Source organism: Xenorhabdus kozodoii (assembly GCF_002632875.1).
GTDB classification, from domain to species: domain Bacteria; phylum Pseudomonadota; class Gammaproteobacteria; order Enterobacterales; family Enterobacteriaceae; genus Xenorhabdus; species Xenorhabdus kozodoii.
In genome coordinates, this window is record NZ_NJCX01000016.1 from 73,916 (window position 1) to 92,154 (window position 18,239).

The following is an 18,239-nucleotide window of genomic DNA, read 5'->3' on the forward strand; positions in this document are numbered from 1 at the left end:
TAAAAGGCACGACATTGCTCACATTGCTTCCAGTATTTTTTATTAGCCGGCTCGGGTGCCGGCTATTTTTTTGTCTATCTACTCTATCTTGTCAGTCACATTGATACGATGTTTTTTGATTAACCCGCGGAGCTGGTGGTAAGTCAAGTTAAGTTTGTCCGCGGCCTTTCTCTGGTTAAATTGACTTTCTGTTAGAGCCTGTATGATTAAACGCTTTTCGCTGTCGTTTTGCCACTGCCTTAAATCGAGAGGTAATTGGGGAAGGGAAGAGTGACTCATGTCACACTCAATGGATGGTGGGGCAGATGGCTGGGATGGTGGAAAAGGGTTGATGGTGATCGTATTTAATTCATTTTCACTATTACCATGCCGGTAAATGGAGCGTTCGATGACATTCTTTAATTCGCGTACATTGCCGGGCCAGTGATAAGAAAGTAACTGGCGTCTGGCTTTCTCAGTAAATCCGGGGAAAAAGGGCAAATCCAACTCACGACACATCTGAATCGCAAAATTCTGTGCCAGTAGCATAATATCCTGTTGTCGTTGACGTAGTGGGGGAATGTGAACCACATCGAACGCGAGCCTGTCGAGCAAATCAGCCCTGAATTTCCCGCGCGCGGCCATAGCCGGCAAATCTTCGTTAGTGGCGCAGATCAAACGTACATCGACTTGTAATGACTGAGTGCCGCCTACACGCTCCAGATGACCATATTCAATCACACGCAGTAATTTTTCCTGTACTTGCATGGGCGCAGTGGCCAGTTCATCAAGAAACAAGGTTCCACCATCAGCCCGTTCAAAGCGTCCTTGGTGTTTTGAACGGGCGCCCGTGAATGCACCGGCTTCATGGCCAAACAGTTCTGAATCAAGCAGATTTTCATTGAGTGCAGCACAATTCAGGGAAACAAACGGGCCTTGCCAGCGCGGAGAAAGATAATGGAGTCGGCGGGCAATTAACTCCTTGCCGGTTCCTCGTTCTCCCAGAACTAAAACCGGTTTATTCAATTTTGCCAGCGTGGAAACTTGCTCCAAAACTTCAATAAAACAGTTTGCTTCACCTAATAGGTTATCAATAAACTGAGACATGGTATTTTTCGCCAAAAGTTGGTCAATTTGACCACATTAGCCAATTGCAATGAAAAAGCAAAGAAAAAATTATTTAAGCTATTTCAATTAGATAAGTAAAACAAGAAAGTTGGCATGTATCTTGTATTTAGTTAAGTGCCTTACCGTGTATCTTGTATCCAGATTTAACAATACACAGGCATAACATACATATATTTTAATGAAAGAGGTTTATAACTATGGGTATTTTTTCTCGTTTTGCTGATATCGTGAACGCCAATATCTCTTCTTTGCTGGATAAGGCTGAAGATCCACAGAAAATGGTTCGCTTAATGATCCAGGAAATGGAAGACACGCTGGTGGAAATTCGTTCGACTTCCGCTCGCACATTGGCAGAGAAAAAACAGCTTTCGCGTCGCATTGGCATCGGTGAAAACCAAGTCGATGGCTGGCAAGAAAAAGCGGAATTAGCGCTTAGCAAGGGCAAAGAAGATTTAGCGCGTGCAGCATTGATTGAAAAACAGAAAGTCAGTAGCTTAGTTGAAACGTTATCACACGAATTGTCTATTCTGGATGAAACGCTGGAACGCGTCAAAGGCGAAGTGATTGAACTGGAAAATAAATTGACAGAAGCGCGTGCGCGACAACAATCATTGGCATTGCGTCATCAGGCCGCGGCCTCTTCCCGCCAAGTCCGTCGTCAGTTGGATAGTGGTAAAATCGATGAGGCCATGGCGCGTTTCGAACAGTTTGAACGCCGGATAGACCACATGGAAGCAGAAGCAGAGGCTTTTGGATTGGGTAAACAGAAAACACTCGAACAGCAATTTGTAGAATTGAAAGCCGATGATGAAATCAGTGCCCAACTTGAGGCCTTGAAAGCTAAAATGAATATTAAAGATCCACAATGATGACATCTGTCATACATCACTAAGGAAAGATAATGGGCTATATATTTCTTGGGGTTCCGCTGATCATTTTTGTGCTTTTTGTCTTACCTATCTGGTTGTGGCTGCATTACAGTCACCGGAACGGCAATCGGGATCAGTTAGGGGGCAATGAAATTCAGCGTCTGGAACAGTTGACAGAGAACGCCAGGCGTATGCAAGAACGGATCAAAACGTTAGAAGATATCCTTGATGCAGAGCATCCAAATTGGAGACAGTCATAATGTCAAATCAATACCGCCGGAAACTTTACCGTCTGCCAGAGCAGGGGATGGTCAAAGGAGTTTGTGCTGGGCTGGCAGACTATTTTGACGTACCCGCTCCGCTTATTCGTACCATCACGGTATTATCGCTGTTCTTTGGGTTATTTGGCATAACGGTATTGGCCTATATTATCCTGACCTTTGTCATGGAGCCTGCCCCTGTGGGATATTCGGCAGAGGAAAAAAATAGGGGACCATCAGCACATAAGATGTTGGACGACATAGATGACCAATTGAGGGCAAGCGAAGCACGGTTGCGTCAAATGGAACGCTATGTGACTTCTGAGACTTACAATGTGCGTAGCCGTTTCCGCCAGCTTTAAGCGTGTAACCAGACAGCAAGGGCATAAGATCTGGTCAGTAACAATGAAAATAATATCAAATTTTGCGGGTGTTACTGACCGGATGAAACTGATCCACGCTATTCCCATTTAGGAGAAACATGAAACGGTTGCAAAATGAACTGACAGCGCTTGTTAATCGTGGAATGGACCGCCATTTGCGGCTGGCGGTAACAGGGTTAAGCCGCAGTGGAAAAACCGCCTTTATCACTTCTTTGGTAAACCAACTTCTGCATGTTCACAGTGGAGCCAGATTGCCGCTGTTTTCTGCCGTGCGCGATGGGCGTTTGCTGGGTGTAAAGCGAGTGCCCCAGCGAGATTTCGGGGTGCCGCGTTTTGCCTATGATGAAAACATCGCAGAATTACATGACACTCCTCCTAACTGGCCGACACCAACGCGCGGCGTGAGTGAAATACGTTTAGCATTGCGTTACCGTTGTGAAAATGCCCTGTTTCGTTATCTCAAGGAAACGACCACCCTGTATTTGGAAATTGTCGATTATCCGGGGGAATGGTTACTGGATTTACCCATGCTGGAACAAAATTATCTGGCGTGGTCACGGCATATGCACGGATTGCTGAAAGGGGAAAGGGCGAATTGGGCTAAACCGTGGTTAGCGTTATGCCAACAATGTGATCCATTGGCACCCGCGGATGAAAATTTATTGGGCAGGATCGCCCAGGCTTATACGGATTACCTGCATCAATGTAAACAGCAGGGTTTGCACTTTATCCAACCGGGTCGTTTTATTTTGCCTGGTGATTTGGCGGGAGCGCCTGCGCTGCAATTTTTCCCGTGGCCGGATATTGACAGGATCGGAGAGCCAAAACTGGCAAAGGCGGACAAACATACAAACATCGGCATGTTGCGTGAGCGTTTTGCCTATTATTGTGAGCATATTGTTAAGGCGTTCTATAAAGAGCATTTCCTGCGTTTTGATCGACAAATTGTGCTGGTGGATTGCTTGCAACCCTTAAATAGTGGCCCACAAGCCTTCAATGATATGCGACTTGCATTGGCGCAACTGATGCAGAGTTTTCATTATGGCAAGCGAACCCTGTTTCGTCGTTTATTCTCTCCTTGCATTGATAAATTGATGTTTGCTGCCAGCAAAGCGGATCATATTACAGCAGACCAGCATGCCAACCTGGTTTCCCTGTTACAGCAATTGGTTCAGGAAGCGTGGCAAAATGCGGCGTTTGAAGGGATTAGCATGGATTGCGTGGGGCTTGCCGCTGTTCAGGCAACAGAAAACGGCATCGTCATGCATAAGGGTGAAAAAATCCCGGCGATTAAAGGCAATCGCTTGTCAGACGATAAATTATTGACGTTTTTTCCGGGAGAAGTACCACAACGTTTGCCAAACAGTGAATTTTGGCAAAAACAGGGGTTCAATTTCGAGTCATTCCGGCCAAGGCAAGCCAATACTGATACAGCATTACCGCATATTCGCATGGATAGCGTGATGGAATTTCTATTGGGAGACAAATTAACATGACCGAACCTCTGAAACCGCGAATGGATTTTGACGATCTGGTACAAACCTCGTCCGAGCCACCACTCAGGGCAACAAAAGCATTCACTGGACAAGAAAAAGAATTTTATCCGGTGATGTCAGAGCGGGAAGCGGAAGAGAGGGAAGGGGAATTTGAAGGTGCAATGAATGCTGCACTAAAACCGAAACGCAGTTTTTGGCGAAAAATATTTTCCAGTGCGGTATTGTTGTTGGGGATTAGTGTTGTCGCACAATGTACCCAGTGGATATACCAGGCATGGCAGCAGCATGATTGGATTGCGCTGGGGATCGCGGCGGCGGGTGGCATGATTGTGTTTGCAGGGATAGGCAGCGTGATAAGGGAATGGCGGCGCCTTTCCCATTTGCGCCAGCGTACAGAAGAGCGGGATACGGCGAAAACGCTATTGCAAAGCCACGGCATTGGCAAGGGCAGGCAATTTTGTGAAAAATTGGCGGAACAAGCCGGAATTGGGCAACAACATCCGGCATTGCAGCGTTGGCAGGCCGCGGTGCACGAAACCCAAAACGATCGTGAAATTGTCATGTTATACAGCAAATTGGTTCAGCCGGTCGTGGATGCGCAGGCCAAACAAGCGATCAGCCGCTCTGCGGCGGAATCGGCCTTGATGATCGCTGTCAGCCCATTGGCTATCGTAGATATGGCCTTTATTGCGTGGAGAAACATTCGGCTCATTAATCGCATTGCCGCGCTTTATGGCATTGAGTTAGGTTATTTCAGCCGTATTCGCTTATTTCGGTTAGTATTGCTGAATATTGCTTTTGCAGGTGCATCAGAATTAGTCAGAGAAGTGGGTATAGATTGGTTGTCACAGGACATTGCGGCTCGTCTTTCTGCCCGCGCCGCACAAGGGATCGGTGCCGGGTTACTGACAGCCCGTTTGGGCATTAAGGCAATGGAGCTGTGCCGGCCTTTACCGTGGATTGATGGAGATAAACCGAAGTTAGGGGATTTTCGCCACCAGTTGCTTACCCAGCTTAAAAGCGCGTTACCAGTGAAAAACCAAGGTGCAGATAACAAAAAGTAGCCAGTTAATTCATCACGACTGTCATACCAGCTTGACAGCTTACTTTATTGTAAACTTTTGCTGACAAGGGCTTCATCTATTGGCAAGTAACGGGTAACATTTCAGACGGTTAAGAACATCGTGTCAATAAGGTCAGAAAAATGCGATTGGAAGTTACTTGTCAGGATCGAATTGGGTTAACCCGCGAATTACTTGATTTACTGGTTTTACGAAATATTGACCTGAAAGGAATTGAGATTTCTCCTGCATGTCGTATTTACCTTAATTTTACTCAAGTTGACTTCAATATCTTCCGTGAGTTAATGGCTGAAATTCGCCGTATCAATGGTGTTATTGATGTCAGGACTGTTGCCTTCATGCCATCAGAGAAAGAACACAGGGCAATGTGGACACTGTTGGAATCGGTTCCTGAGACTATCTTTTCTATTGACATGAAAGGTAATATCGAACTGGTCAACTCTGCGGCCTTGGCATTGTTTGGTTGCAGCAAAGAAAAAATACACCCCAAAAACATTGGTCATCTGATCAGCAATTACAATTTCCTTCGCTGGCTTGAAAGCGAGCACCATCAACCCCATTCAGCACAACTATCCATCAAAGGGCAAGCTTATGGGATGGATATTATCCCTATGCAATTAACGGATGAGAATCAAGAAATTCAGTGTGTCGGTGCTGTGATTATGTTGCGCCCTGACAAACATCGTTCAACCGTCCCTATTGAATCGTCACACAAGGCATTAGTCGTCAATGATGACAGTGCTTTTGCACAACTGATTGCTGTCAGCCCTAAAATGGTTCATGTTGTTGAGCAAGCGCGTAAAATGGCAATGCTTGATGCTCCCTTGCTGCTTATCGGTGAAACAGGAACAGGCAAAGATGAATTTGCTAAAGCCTGTCATTTGCGAAGCACCAGAGGACAACAGCCTTTTCTTGGCCTAAATTGTGCTTCCATGCCGGATGATGTGGTTGAAAGCGAATTGTTTGGTTATGCGGCAGGCGCCTATCCCAATGCGTTGGAAGGTAAAAAAGGTTTCTTTGAACAGGCGCATGGCGGTACGGTTCTGTTAGATGAAATTGGTGAAATGTCACCACAGATGCAGATTAAATTACTTCGTTTCTTAAATGATGGAACATTTCGCCGTGTAGGTGAAGAGAATGAAGTGAAAGTGAACGTCCGAATTATTTGTGCCACCCAGAAAAACTTAATTGAGTTGGTACAAAAAGGGGAATTTCGTGAAGATCTCTATTATCGGCTGAATGTTTTAACCATCACATTACCCCCGTTGCGGGAACGTCAGGCGGATATCATGCCCTTGACGGACTATTTTGTAACACGTTTTGCAAAAGAGCAGGGATTGCCTCAACCGAAATTTTCTGCTGACTTAGCGCAGTTTCTGTGTGGTTATCATTGGCCGGGAAATGTCAGGCAGCTTCGCAATGCGATATATCAGGCATTAACGCAACTTAAGGGTAACAAACTCAGCCCGCAGGATATCCAGCTACCTGAACTCGAAGCTGAAGTAACCTTTAATGAAGATATTCTGGTGGGGTCTTTGGATGAAATCAGCAAACGCTTTGAACGCTCGGTATTGACACGCCTTTACCGCCATTATCCCAGTACACGTAAGCTGGCAAAACGGCTTGGTGTTTCTCATACAGCAATAGCCAATAAATTGCGTGAATATGGCTTGAATGGTAAGAAACCGTTAGCTGAACATGAAGATGATGAGTAATCGTTAAGCGATTGCTGCGGTTAAAGAGCCAGCCAGGGGGTGATCCCTGGCTGGCTCTTCGCTATTATCACTGCCTCAATCTGCACAGGAAGTATAGGTTGTTAATCTGTTTGATTGTGTTTCCATCAGCCTATCCGGTAAGGCAATATTTGACCATGATGTGGCAACGGGAATTTTGAACAATGTTGCCAATTGGGCGATAGAGGCTGGGCGCTCTAACGGTGGAATAGCCAAAGCACGGTCAATGGCATGCAGGAAGGGGGCTGAGTAACCGGCCGGTTGGCGTTTGATTAAAGGGTGGTAATGATCCTCAAGATTACGCACAATGCTGACCGGTGGAGGAGAGCCGGTCATCAAAGTATGCAGCGTCGCGCCCAGTGCATAGATATCGGTCCAAGGACCTTGTGGTGTTTTTTCATCAGCAAGGTATTGCTCAATAGGCGTAAAACCCGGCCTGATCGTGATCTCAACATCATCCGACAACTGTTTTGTCATTTTTCGGGTTGAACCCAGATCAAGCAGGATCGGTGCGCCATTCTCCTGGATCAATATATTATCCAAGGCAATATCGCAGTGCAGATATCCGGCCTGGTGGAGGGTATTGATTGCATCAAACAAGGGATGCAGGATGTTACGGAGCCAGCATTCGTTGATGGTTTTCGGCCGGGTTGCCAGCACTGTTTTTAACGTCAGGCCATTGTAAAACGGTGTCGCAATATAAGCCGTGGCGTTTTTTTGCCAGAAACGGAGAAAAAGTGGCAGGCATGGATGGTTGAAACAACTCATAAAATGGGCTTCACGGATAAAATCATTTAGCCCATATTGAAATTTTTTTTTCAACGTTTTCCGGCGTAGCTTTAACTGCAAATTTTCAGCGCGTACCACCAAAGACGCCGGCATATATTCTTTGATGGCAATGCTTCGTTTCAATCGGTGATCCCAGGCTCGATACACAATACCGAATCCACCGTTGCCAATGACTTTTTCTATTTCAAACTCATCAAAGCAGTACCCAATGGGCAATGCACAGGAAGAAAAGAGATTGTTATTACCCGTACTTAGCATGATAGATATTCTCTTAATCGCAAGTTCACTCCATGAACTGGAACTGAAACTCACCTTGTCCGAGAGAGACCTGTAACTGATGATATTGCTGACCATTCGCGTTAGCAGAGAGCAAGAGTTGGCTGATCTGCGGCAGCAAGGAGTTGGTCAGGATAGCATCTACCATACGGCCACCTGATTCAATTTCTGTACATCGGCCAACGATATATTCAACCATAGGATCATCAAATGTGGCGACAATGTCATGGTTTTCCAGTAAACGTTTTTTGATCCTTGCCAATTGCAGATGAACAATGCTGGTCATCACATTATCACTCAATGGATAGTAAGGAATGACAATCAAACGTCCGAGTAAGGCAGCAGGGAAGACATGCAGCAAGGGTTTTCGCAATGCGGTACTCAGCTTTTCTGGCTCTGGAAGATGATCCGGTTGTAAACACAGCGAACTCACCAAATCAGCCCCAATATTGGATGTCAGGATAATAATGGTATTGCGAAAATCAATGTGGCGGCCTTCACCATCTTCCATCCACCCCTTGTCAAAGACTTGAAAAAAAATCTCATGGACATCAGAGTGGGCTTTTTCAATTTCATCCAGTAAGACCACACTGTAGGGACGCCGGCGCACTGCTTCGGTCAAGACTCCCCCTTCACCATAACCCACATACCCTGGCGGTGCCCCTTTTAAGGTGGATACCGTATGGGCTTCCTGAAATTCACTCATATTAATGGTGATCAGATTCTGTTCGCCACCATACAGCGTTTCCGCCAATGCCAGCGCGGTTTCAGTCTTACCGACACCGGAAGGGCCGCATAACATAAACACCCCCACCGGTTTATTGGGGTCATCCAGTTTTGCCCGTGAAGTGCGTACCCGTTTTGCGATCAATTCCAGAGCATGGTACTGCCCGATGACACGTTGGTTGAGTGTATCAGCCAAATGCAATACCGCATCAATTTCGTCTTTTACCATGCGGCTAAGAGGAACCCCCGTCCAGTCGGAGACAACAGTAGAAACAACATTGCTGTCTACCGAAGCAAAGATAAGGGGAATTTCCCCTTGCAACGTTTTTAATTGTTGTTGCAATGCGATCAGTTCTGCATGAAAGGCACTGGAATCATCATCTGGTTGTTGATGAAGGGGGTGTTCATAAAGTTGAGTTTGCAGATGAATAATTCTATTAATCAAGGCGAGTTCTTGCTGCCAGCGGCTTTCCAATTGAATACGTTGTTCTTCCAATAGGGACAGTTCATTGAGGATGATAGTTGACCGTTGCTGATCGCCTATCCCCATTTTTGCTTCTCGTTCAATAATTTCTAGCTCAATCTTTAAGGCATCAATTTTATGTCGGCAATTTTCCAATTGTGGGGGTTCGGCGTGTTGGCTAATGGCAACCCTGGCGCAAGCCGTATCTAACAGAGCCACGGCCTTATCGGGGAGTTGACGAGCGGGAATATAGCGATGGGAAAGACGTATGGCAGCTTCAACGGCCTCATCCAGTAGGAGAACACGGTGATGTTTTTCCAGCGTCCTGACTAAACTACGTAGCATCAAAAGTGCCTTGGTTTCATCGGGTTCATGAATTTGGACGACTTGAAAGCGACGGGTGAGAGCCGGATCTTTTTCAATATATTTCTTGTATTCTGACCAGGTGGTCGCGCCAAGCGTTCGTAACTGACCGCGTGCCAGTACGGGCTTAAGTAAATTGGCCGCATCACCCGTTCCCTGTTGCCCGCCTGCCCCGATTAAGGTATGGATTTCATCAATGAACAAAATGATCGGAATGGGACTGGATTGCACCTCGTCAATCACTTTGCGCAAGCGGGATTCAAATTCGCCTTTGATACCTGCCCCTGCTTGTAACATCCCAATATCCAGTAGCCAAAGTTGCACATTTTGCAGCGGTGGGGGCACTTCATTTGCGGCGATCCGCAGGGCTAACCCTTCAATGATAGCGGTTTTTCCTACCCCAGCTTCACCTGTCAGTAAGGGATTATTTTGGCGGCGGCGCATCAAGATATCGACAATCTGGCGTATCTCTTCATCGCGTCCTGATACGGGGTCAATATCACCATTGCGAGCCAGATCAGTCAGATTTTGCCCATATTGCCGCAGGGCACTTTCAGAGGATTGGGGTTCTGGTGATTGGGAACGATGAGAAGGTAATTCATTCTCCTGTCCTTCACTGCTGTTGCTACAGATAGCGTTGAAATTATCTATCAACGTATCTGCATTGATTTGTTCAAACTGTGGGGAAATGGCTTTCAGGGTATTGTACAGATTGAACGTCTTTAACATACCAATCAGCCAATGCGCCGTGCGGATCTTGTCAACACCAAATTTTAATGAGCCATATACCCAGGCACGCTCTACGGCACTATCAATATGTTCGGAAAGATCAGAAATAGCACTGGCCCCACGTGGCAGGCGATCCAGCGCTGCAATAATATCTTTTACCAGCTTGGTTTCATCTAATGCAAAGTAACGGATAACCGACTGTAAATCACAGTCTTGTTGCTGCATAAGCTGGTGCAGCCAATGGACTAATTCGACATAAGGATTACTGCGTAGTTTGCAGAAAGTTGTTGCATTTTCCAGTGAAGTGAAGAGTACACGATTGAGTTTACCAAAGAGTACAGAACGGCTGATTTCTGACATAAATATAACCCGCAGCAATATTGGAGTTGATGGAGGAATAGGTTTTAATGCGCCTTGCCGGATTTAAAGTTGTAGATTAAGTCATCATAATGGCTTGATTTATTCACCTTGCCCAGCCAGCTATTGAGTCCCAATTTCACCGTTTTTGACAGGCGCATTTCTGTGATGTCTGATTTATCAAGTATCAGCCTAATATCCCAGTCGTACTCAATACCCAAGTATTGGTAAACCCACTCGCGCATTTGCTGAGATTTCGGCTGACCAGGCAGAAACATGTCGTACTCTGCCTGAGTTAATGGCCCTAGCTCAATACGGAATTTATGTTGAATATCGTGTATTGCAATGCCCAAAATTGCGGACTTACCTAAACGGGGGACATGACGCCCTGCGGCCAATCGAGCCTGATCCTGCGTTTCGAGCGGCAACCATTGTGGGATATTTTGGATAACTTTTACGGGAACCCTGAAATAAAAAAGCATTATTTTTCTCAATCCTTCCGCGTTATGCCCCTGACGGGAAAGGTGGCCGGACAAGGCGTAACAGGCATGATTGTTGATAGGGTGACTGATAACGTTATCGTGATTAATCGGATTGGAATTCTGTTGGGCTGACAATCCCATTCCTATCAGGCAAGCCAGATAATGACAAAACTTTTGGTTGTCAGGTCGATCTAATGATGGGGTGGGTTGTGCATTGGCCCAGGCTCGGTAGAACAGGAGTATCAGCCGATGATGAAATAGATTGGTAAAGGCCGCCAATGTGGGATCTTGATAATTATATTCCCGTGAATAGGTATATTCAGTCAGGTGCAGGGGCAATGGGCCATTGGGACCAAATAATCCGAAACTGTAAATAAGTATTTCGTAGAGTTTTGAATTTTTCGGCTTATGGACGTTAGAAATGGTGGAAGGTGCGAATGCCATTGACGCTTTTTGCCCCAAGCGCAAAAGTTCATAGCGTGGTAATGGTGCTGTCCCTAATCGGTAATACCCTCCCGATTGGGCATCAATGCGACGCAGGGTCTGAAACAGATCAAATTGCCAGGGGGCTTGGGTGAGTTGTTGCCAAAAATACGCTGGCAAGCGGCATACACGATGAATGGCAGTAACATCTGTCTTCATATTCATATGGTTGTTATCCCCATCTTCTTGCACATTGTCGCTTTGTGGGCATCACTTATATTAACTTCTTGCTGCCCATGCGGGCCGGCCAAAAGCCAACCTGTCCACGTTGCTGGCTATACAGTGTCATTTCAGTAAAGGCGTTGATGGTGACCAAACGTGAGAATAATTTTTCCAGCACACTGCCTAAAAGCCACGGGCTGGCGCCGGCAAACTCCTGTTCATCGACTTCGAGTTTAATGCTGACACCACGGGCAAAGACGATAGGGCCAGTTTCGGGCACTCTACGATAGACTTCTTTTAATGAGCAGTGGCGTAGGCCATTAATCTGGCGTACGACTGCTGGTTCAGCAAGGTCGGCATAGAGACTTAATAGTTGTCGTAGTGCCTGGGTTCCTTCTTCTTGGTTTTGATCCATAAAATTCATGTAATTAATTTGAAGCTGGCTGATTAATTTCCATGATACCGCCCCCTCTGCCAAGGCCGGGCGAGGGATCGTTGGTCTTTTAATAAACTCAATTTTACTGATAGGGATGGAATCCAGCATGACAAAGCTATTGATATCTTTTTGCCGCATCATTGCGGGTAAATCTCGGTTAGTGCACATAACATCGGCACTCAGATATCTTAACGTATCAGGCCATGGGGAATGATGTTCATCCACAATAGAGATAAATGCTTCTGTTCCGATATAGCTAGTGCGGGTGCCATAATGATGGGCGTGTTCAGACAATATGCGTGGTTCCCGGCGCAATGAGAAATAGGCACCGTAATTACCAGGGTCATCGCTATTGGTTGACCAAAAAGGACGAAATATACATTCTTGTTTATGTTGTGCATCGACGCCGAGTAAGCGTTGCACGGAAAAAATTTCGTAATCCAATGGACGAATGTTATCGACGACCAGATGATATTCATTGGTACTTTGATCAACAGTCACCCGCTCGGTCATTTTGGGGAATAAATTGATCACGGGAGTACAGTTCAATGCCAGATAGGAAGTATCGATCAGACTCTCCAAACTGCTATCGGTCTTGTTTAAGAGCAGAATAAGTTCGAATTCAACGTCTTTTTTCGTCTCCTTGAGCAAAGATTGCATACCACAAATACTGAAAAAACGAAAACGTGCCGGAAAGGCAAAATACTCTTGAACCTGGCGGTATCCACTGAAATTACGTGGATCATTGGGTAAGAGCGCTTGCTCATCATCAAAACCCTCATGATGTGGCGCAATGTCAGGCAGTGCCAGGTATTGTGGGGTATCCCCCAAGGTTTGGCAGACCATCCCAACAGAGTGCTCCATAATCAGTTCCAGCAGTTTCTGGGATTGAATATCTGGCCCTGAAAGAAAAAATGTCAGTTTATTGAGATCCAAATCGTGGAGAAAGAACTTTCCCTTACAGGCAAGGCGGATACTCAATGCACTGACTGCACCATATTGATGAAGGTTTAAACCCACCAGAGGAATATTGGCGGGGATCTTGCCAAGCTCCACTTTTTGTAGTTGCAGCGGTTGTAAGATGACATCCTGAGCCGTGGAATATTGCAACGTAATGCCGTCGTTCTCCAGTGATTGGCAGCGCATAATCGTGCCGTGTGGCACCAGAAAACCGTGGCTGATGTCTCCCTTACTCATGTCGGGTTGGAGTTCTGTAATGGCCATGGAGGGGGTGGGAGACAGATAATTGGGATAGAGCATTTCCAGTAAATGCTGGGAAAAATGCTGAAATTCGGCATCCATTTTTAACTGGATGCGGGAAGTCAAGAAAGCAAACCCTTCCATCAGGCGTTCAACATAGGGATCGGCGATTTCAATGCCGTGCATTCCTAACCGATTGGCAATTTTGGGGTAGCGTTCAGCAAATTCTTTACCCATTTCACGTAAGTACACCAACTCTCGATTATAGTATTCCAGCAGTTTGCTATCCATGATTCTTCTCTCCTGTTTTTTATCCCGCTTCTTTCATGGTGAAATAACCGTGTTCCAGATCGATGTCACTGCGAAACAGGAATTCTATTGGCCAGGGGATACACCACAAAAATCCTTTTATTTCGATGGACAACATATTGTATAGAGATAGTGAATGAATATTGGAAATGCAATTAACTTGCAATTCATTGGGGATAATACGGGGTTCAAAAATATGAATCGCGTTAATAATTTTATTTTGGATATTACTCCATTCAATATCTGACATATTTTTACCCGCCAGGGGGGCTATGCCAAAGTTATAAGTCGAGTTCTGTATTTCAGGGAAGCAAGAAAGATCTTGATTAGATTCTTTATTAATGCTGTTGAGTAACCATTGTAAATCCCGTAATACATTTTGCCGAAAGGTTCTGTGTGATAATAAATAATTGCTCGTGCTTTCTTTTATTTTATCAGGTTCGTTGTCAGTCAGCCTGTCAAGCAAAGAAGACTGCATCCTGTCCCTGACAGTGATGCGCGCAGGAGGTTTTCGAAAATGATAACCGCCATGTAATAAAGTCATATTATCTTTCATTATTAGTTATCTATTAATTGTCGGGTATCTATACCAATCCAACTTCAAGTTGCAGTTTGCAAACCAATGGAAGTGCTTATATCTCCCCGCGCAGCGGGGAGAGACCCGATGCATCTTGAGAGGCGACGGGTATATTCAGTGTCGTAATGGTACGGGTATTATTTTTTATCTTTATTTTTTAATTTATCTTGCGAGTGTTTATATCGAATAATTTCTGACTCATAGGATTGTCGAAAGTGCTCACCGAATACAGAATGATCCTGTTCAATTTTTTCCATGGTTTTCTGATAATGCTTGATGAAATAATCCCATAACGAGGCTTTATAAGTTGATGATAAAGCCAAACGCGGCAGGCTACCGGTTTCTTGTGCTTTTTGTTTAATTATTAAGGGATCAAATCGTTGTAAAATATCCGTCGTAATCGTGCGTAAACCTGCAATCATCCCTAATTGATGAGCTTGTAACTCGATTAAGATATCTCGTGTTGCCTGTTCTGCTGACATAAATCCTGGCATAGGGTCGCCAAGCATTTGGATCAGCACAGCTTGACCCGAAGGAAGAAGTGCAAATGGATTGTTGCCATCCACCAGAACCTGGACGACTTCGGTATCAATTTCATATTTCAACTGCGTGCGTGAAGCATTTAACGCGATAATGCCTTGCGATAACTGGCTAAGTAATTTCCCCAGTTTATACAGGGTATGTTCATCAAATTGTAGGTTTTGGAGATGATTAAGCCCCATGCCGTCCAATAAAGCGGCTAAGAGTTTGCCCTCTAATTTAATCCCCTCTTCGACCTGATCGGGTTGGTGGGGATTAGGGGGATAGGTCATTGGATCGATATTCAAGCGTTCATTGTTGGTATTACTGTGGAAAGGCGGATCTTTGGCATCATATTGATGATCAGAAGTGCCTGTATTATCCAGTGCTACCAAAGATTCAGCATTATCCATCACTAAGTTTAGCGGCTCATCATGCTTAATCCCCCGCAGATGCTTATCGGAGAATAAAATCAGGGGATCAATTTCTTGTTTATCGCGCTGATTGCCCTGCTGCAATAAGGTACTGGGAGTACTGTCATTGAGAATATTTTCTTGCTGGATATCCGTATTTGCATTAAACATCGTGATTGGATCAGTGGCACGGAGTTGCAGGGAATCCAGGTCAATCATGGTTTCCATTTGTTCGAGAGGGTTTATTGGATTACGTTCCTGCTGTGGCTGAGGTTTTATGAGTGGATGATTGTCATTAAGCTCCTTGGCAAATTGTTGGGGAGTTTGAGGCATTCTTTCATCGGGCGTAAAGGTGTTCTCCAATCCATCCCAAATTTCATTAGGGATGTCTTTGCGAATTGTTGCCAACGGTGGCGCATTCGCATTATTCGCACCTTGGTTAATATTAATGACTTGGATTTGGTAGTCGCCGATATTTAATGTATCACCATCGCATATTTCAATCTTCCGGTCGGGCGCGATGGGGATGGTATTTAACAAAATATCAGAGGCCGCGCCCCGATTAGTAATACGACATTCTCCATCGATAGAAACCGATACAGTGGCCTGTAAACGCGCTATAGCCTGCCCTTCATCGGGCAAAACCCAGTGATTATCTGGGGAGCGACCAATTGTGCCACCGGGTGGCATAAAATCATAACTCAATTGTTGCGGCTGGTTTGTACCCATATTTTTAACAATGGTGAATCGCATAATGATAGATGCCTGTTGTCGGTGTAAAATAACCTCCCCGAAGGGAGGTTATTGGTCTTATTATACGAGCAAATAAAATAGGTAATTAATATTATTCGACGACGTTTTGTTCAAGATCCCAGGTCCAACTAACTTCAGCTTGTTTTTGACCTTCATAATCTGCTGGTGTGTAATTGAACTGGATTTTTTGCATTTTTAGGCCAACCGTGATGATATTATCGGAAGGTTGCCCACTACCGATTTCAGAAATATAGGTATTGGTAAGTTCATATTTAGTCCATAATTTGGGTTCGTTATCGCCAGTGAAACGAAGTGTATGAATTTTTGTTGTCTTAATATGTTTGCCGGTGACAGCATATTTTTCCAAGGCGCTTATTGCCTTGTCATAATTAATATGAAGCATGAAATGGCTTAAAACACCTTTACCTGAACCCCAGCTTCCTATATCGGTTGAGCCACTAACAGGGTTAATTATGGCACGGCTAATAAATTGGACACCGATCCATTTTTCATAACCTTTAGTTTTCGTTTCACCTTCAATGCCATCGAATTGAACGTAAGAGAAATTAGTATAATTATTGGTATTTGGAATATCAGACATGGTTACACCTCAAATTCTATTTATTAGAACAACAGTGATCAATAAATAATGTTGAATGCAGAATAATGGCTTTAATTCATGTGGTAACATTTATATATTGATGGGAAATTAAAGATGAAAGGCAATAATATTATGGTCGATAATGTCTCTCCTAATATTAGAGAACTAAGCGCTTTTTAATGAAGGTAATCTTGATACCAGACGTAAAGAAACGGTTAATCCTTCTAATTGATAATGCGGGCGTAGGAAAAATTTAGCGTGATAATATCCTGGATTACTTGGGATTTCTTCTACTTGTACTTCTGCGGCAGCCAACGGTTTTCGTGCTTTGGTTCCTGGGGAAGAGTTTACAGGATCACCGTCAACATAATTTATTATCCAGTCATTGAGCCATCTCTCCATATCATTACGTTCCTGAAATGTCCCGATTTTATCGCGGACAATACATTTTAAATAGTGAGCGAAACGACAGCAGGCGAATAAATAGGGTAGGCGAGCTGAAAGATTTGCATTAGCCGTGGCATCGTGGTCGTAATATTCAGCAGGTTTCTGCAATGATTGTGCCCCAATAAATGCGGCCATATCGGTATTTTTACGATGCAATAGTGGAATAAAGCCATTTTTAGCCAATTCAGCCTCACGGCGATCACTAATGGCGATTTCGGTGGGGCATTTCATATCAACCCCGCCATCATCGGATGGAAAAGTATAGCAAGGCAAATTTTCTACAGTACCCCCGGATTCTACACCCCGGATAGAAGTACACCAGCCATATAATTTGAATGAGCGGTTGATATTAACAGCCATAGCATAAGCCGCATTGGCCCATGTATAGTTGCTGTGGGTAGGGCCTTCGGTATCCTCCTCAAAATTAAAAGCATCGACAGGATTTGTTTTATTACCATAAGGCAGGCGGGAGAGAAAACGTGGCAAAGTCAATCCCAGGTAACGAACATCTTCTGATTCACGCAAACTATGCCAAGGGGCATATTCCGTATTTTGAAAAATTTTGGTGAGATCCCGTGGATTAGATAACTCTTGCCAGCATTCCATTTGCATCACACTCGGCGCTGCCCCCGAAAAAAATGGGCAATGTGCTGCGGCACTAATTTGAGCCATCTCACGTAAGAGTTCAACATCGGGTGCGGTGTGATCGAAATAATAATCCCCGATCATACAGCCATAAGGCTCACCACCAAACTGGCCATATTCCGCTTCATAGATCTTTTTAAAGATAGGGCTTTGATCCCAGCTCACACCTTTGAAACGTTTTAGCGTACCGCCCAGTTCTTTTTTGGAGATACACATAACACGGATTTTTAACATCTCATCGGTTTCCGTGTTATTGACGAGATAATGCAACCCACGCCATGCCCCTTCCAGCGTTTGGAATTCATCATGATGCAGAATATGATTAATTTGTTGTGATAGTTTTTTATCGATTTCAGTAATTAGGGCTTGAATAGTATGGTAGGTATCATTGGAGATGGTGACCGTACTTTCCAGTGCCTGTTGTGCTAATGTTGTCACTGCGCTTTCAACAGCGCTTCGTGCTTGGTCGCTTTGCGGACGAAATTCTTTATTCAGCAATACACTCAATTCATCAGGGGTATATTCTTTCGGGAGTTGCTCTTGCTGAAATTCAGTTTCTTGTTCAGTTGTACTCATGAA

Annotated in this window: 15 protein-coding genes; 6 read left to right on the forward strand and 9 right to left on the reverse strand. The window is 44.7% G+C overall.

The window, feature by feature from the left end:
* Positions 1–78 precede the first annotated feature (78 nt).
* The gene (gene pspF / locus Xkoz_RS12135) at positions 79–1,086 is read right to left on the reverse strand and encodes a phage shock protein operon transcriptional activator (protein WP_099142409.1); all 1,008 of its coding nucleotides are present in this window, start codon (positions 1,084–1,086) and stop codon (positions 79–81) included.
* A 218-nt stretch (positions 1,087–1,304) separates the two neighbouring features.
* Here pspF and pspA point away from each other — a divergent pair, with 218 nt between their 5' ends.
* The 6 genes from pspA to tyrR all read left to right on the forward strand — a co-directional run bounded on the left by pspA (position 1,305) and on the right by tyrR (position 6,912).
* A complete protein-coding gene (gene pspA, locus Xkoz_RS12140; RefSeq protein ID WP_099142410.1) occupies positions 1,305–1,976 on the forward strand; it encodes a phage shock protein PspA in 672 nt (223 codons plus the stop codon).
* 32 nt (positions 1,977–2,008) lie between these two features.
* Positions 2,009–2,236, forward strand: a complete 228-nt coding sequence (pspB, locus tag Xkoz_RS12145) for an envelope stress response membrane protein PspB (protein ID WP_099142411.1) — start codon at positions 2,009–2,011, stop codon at positions 2,234–2,236.
* A complete protein-coding gene (pspC, locus tag Xkoz_RS12150; protein WP_099142412.1) occupies positions 2,236–2,598 on the forward strand; it encodes an envelope stress response membrane protein PspC in 363 nt (120 codons plus the stop codon). The genes pspB and pspC overlap by 1 nt, the downstream gene beginning before the upstream one ends.
* 119 nt (positions 2,599–2,717) lie before the next feature.
* On the forward strand, positions 2,718–4,115 hold the full coding sequence (locus Xkoz_RS12155; protein ID WP_099142413.1) for a YcjX family GTP-binding protein: 1,398 nt from the start codon (positions 2,718–2,720) through the stop codon (positions 4,113–4,115).
* Positions 4,112–5,179 carry a YcjF family protein gene (locus Xkoz_RS12160; RefSeq protein WP_099142414.1) on the forward strand — a complete coding sequence of 356 codons (1,068 nt, stop codon included), beginning with the start codon at positions 4,112–4,114 and terminating at the stop codon, positions 5,177–5,179. The genes Xkoz_RS12155 and Xkoz_RS12160 overlap by 4 nt, the downstream gene beginning before the upstream one ends.
* A gap of 140 nt (positions 5,180–5,319) precedes the next feature.
* Positions 5,320–6,912: a transcriptional regulator TyrR gene (tyrR, locus tag Xkoz_RS12165; RefSeq protein WP_099142415.1), complete on the forward strand. Its 1,593-nt coding sequence runs from the start codon at positions 5,320–5,322 to the stop codon at positions 6,910–6,912.
* Positions 6,913–6,987: 75 nt separating this feature from the next.
* Here the strand turns inward: tyrR and Xkoz_RS12170 are convergent, their stop codons facing one another.
* From Xkoz_RS12170 to tssC, 8 genes are all read right to left on the reverse strand, one after another.
* Positions 6,988–7,977, reverse strand: a complete 990-nt coding sequence (locus Xkoz_RS12170) for a serine/threonine-protein kinase (protein WP_099142416.1) — start codon at positions 7,975–7,977, stop codon at positions 6,988–6,990.
* Positions 7,978–8,002: 25 nt separating this feature from the next.
* Positions 8,003–10,636, reverse strand: a complete 2,634-nt coding sequence (gene tssH, locus Xkoz_RS12175) for a type VI secretion system ATPase TssH (RefSeq protein WP_099142417.1) — start codon at positions 10,634–10,636, stop codon at positions 8,003–8,005.
* Between the two features lie 44 nt (positions 10,637–10,680).
* Positions 10,681–11,763: a type VI secretion system baseplate subunit TssG gene (tssG, locus tag Xkoz_RS12180; protein WP_099142418.1), complete on the reverse strand. Its 1,083-nt coding sequence runs from the start codon at positions 11,761–11,763 to the stop codon at positions 10,681–10,683.
* Between the two features lie 49 nt (positions 11,764–11,812).
* On the reverse strand, positions 11,813–13,687 hold the full coding sequence (gene tssF, locus Xkoz_RS12185; RefSeq protein WP_099142419.1) for a type VI secretion system baseplate subunit TssF: 1,875 nt from the start codon (positions 13,685–13,687) through the stop codon (positions 11,813–11,815).
* Positions 13,688–13,706: 19 nt separating this feature from the next.
* On the reverse strand, positions 13,707–14,261 hold the full coding sequence (locus tag Xkoz_RS12190) for a type VI secretion system baseplate subunit TssE (RefSeq protein WP_099142420.1): 555 nt from the start codon (positions 14,259–14,261) through the stop codon (positions 13,707–13,709).
* Between the two features lie 158 nt (positions 14,262–14,419).
* Entirely contained in the window at positions 14,420–15,967 is a 1,548-nt protein-coding gene (locus Xkoz_RS12195; protein ID WP_244183465.1) for a type VI secretion system-associated FHA domain protein, read from the reverse strand.
* Between the two features lie 91 nt (positions 15,968–16,058).
* Entirely contained in the window at positions 16,059–16,568 is a 510-nt protein-coding gene (locus tag Xkoz_RS12200) for an Hcp family type VI secretion system effector (protein WP_099142422.1), read from the reverse strand.
* 165 nt (positions 16,569–16,733) lie between these two features.
* Entirely contained in the window at positions 16,734–18,236 is a 1,503-nt protein-coding gene (gene tssC, locus Xkoz_RS12205) for a type VI secretion system contractile sheath large subunit (RefSeq protein WP_099142423.1), read from the reverse strand.
* Between the last annotated feature and the right edge of the window lie 3 nt (positions 18,237–18,239).

Bases quoted from the DNA above. Each gene is read 5' to 3' on its own strand.
- Xkoz_RS12190 (WP_099142420.1), bottom strand. From the start codon at position 14,261: ATGAAAGATAATATGACTTTATTACATGGCGGTTATCATTTTCGAAAA.
- Xkoz_RS12160 (WP_099142414.1), top strand. From the start codon at position 4,112: ATGACCGAACCTCTGAAACCGCGAATGGATTTTGACGATCTGGTACAA.
- tyrR (WP_099142415.1), top strand. From the start codon at position 5,320: ATGCGATTGGAAGTTACTTGTCAGGATCGAATTGGGTTAACCCGCGAA.
- tssF (WP_099142419.1), bottom strand. From the start codon at position 13,687: ATGGATAGCAAACTGCTGGAATACTATAATCGAGAGTTGGTGTACTTA.
- tssH (WP_099142417.1), bottom strand. From the start codon at position 10,636: ATGTCAGAAATCAGCCGTTCTGTACTCTTTGGTAAACTCAATCGTGTA.
- pspC (WP_099142412.1), top strand. From the start codon at position 2,236: ATGTCAAATCAATACCGCCGGAAACTTTACCGTCTGCCAGAGCAGGGG.
- Xkoz_RS12195 (WP_244183465.1), bottom strand. From the start codon at position 15,967: ATGCGATTCACCATTGTTAAAAATATGGGTACAAACCAGCCGCAACAA.
- tssC (WP_099142423.1), bottom strand. From the start codon at position 18,236: ATGAGTACAACTGAACAAGAAACTGAATTTCAGCAAGAGCAACTCCCG.
- Xkoz_RS12155 (WP_099142413.1), top strand. From the start codon at position 2,718: ATGAAACGGTTGCAAAATGAACTGACAGCGCTTGTTAATCGTGGAATG.
- pspF (WP_099142409.1), bottom strand. From the start codon at position 1,086: ATGTCTCAGTTTATTGATAACCTATTAGGTGAAGCAAACTGTTTTATT.
- pspA (WP_099142410.1), top strand. From the start codon at position 1,305: ATGGGTATTTTTTCTCGTTTTGCTGATATCGTGAACGCCAATATCTCT.
- pspB (WP_099142411.1), top strand. From the start codon at position 2,009: ATGGGCTATATATTTCTTGGGGTTCCGCTGATCATTTTTGTGCTTTTT.
- Xkoz_RS12200 (WP_099142422.1), bottom strand. From the start codon at position 16,568: ATGTCTGATATTCCAAATACCAATAATTATACTAATTTCTCTTACGTT.
- tssG (WP_099142418.1), bottom strand. From the start codon at position 11,763: ATGAATATGAAGACAGATGTTACTGCCATTCATCGTGTATGCCGCTTG.
- Xkoz_RS12170 (WP_099142416.1), bottom strand. From the start codon at position 7,977: ATGCTAAGTACGGGTAATAACAATCTCTTTTCTTCCTGTGCATTGCCC.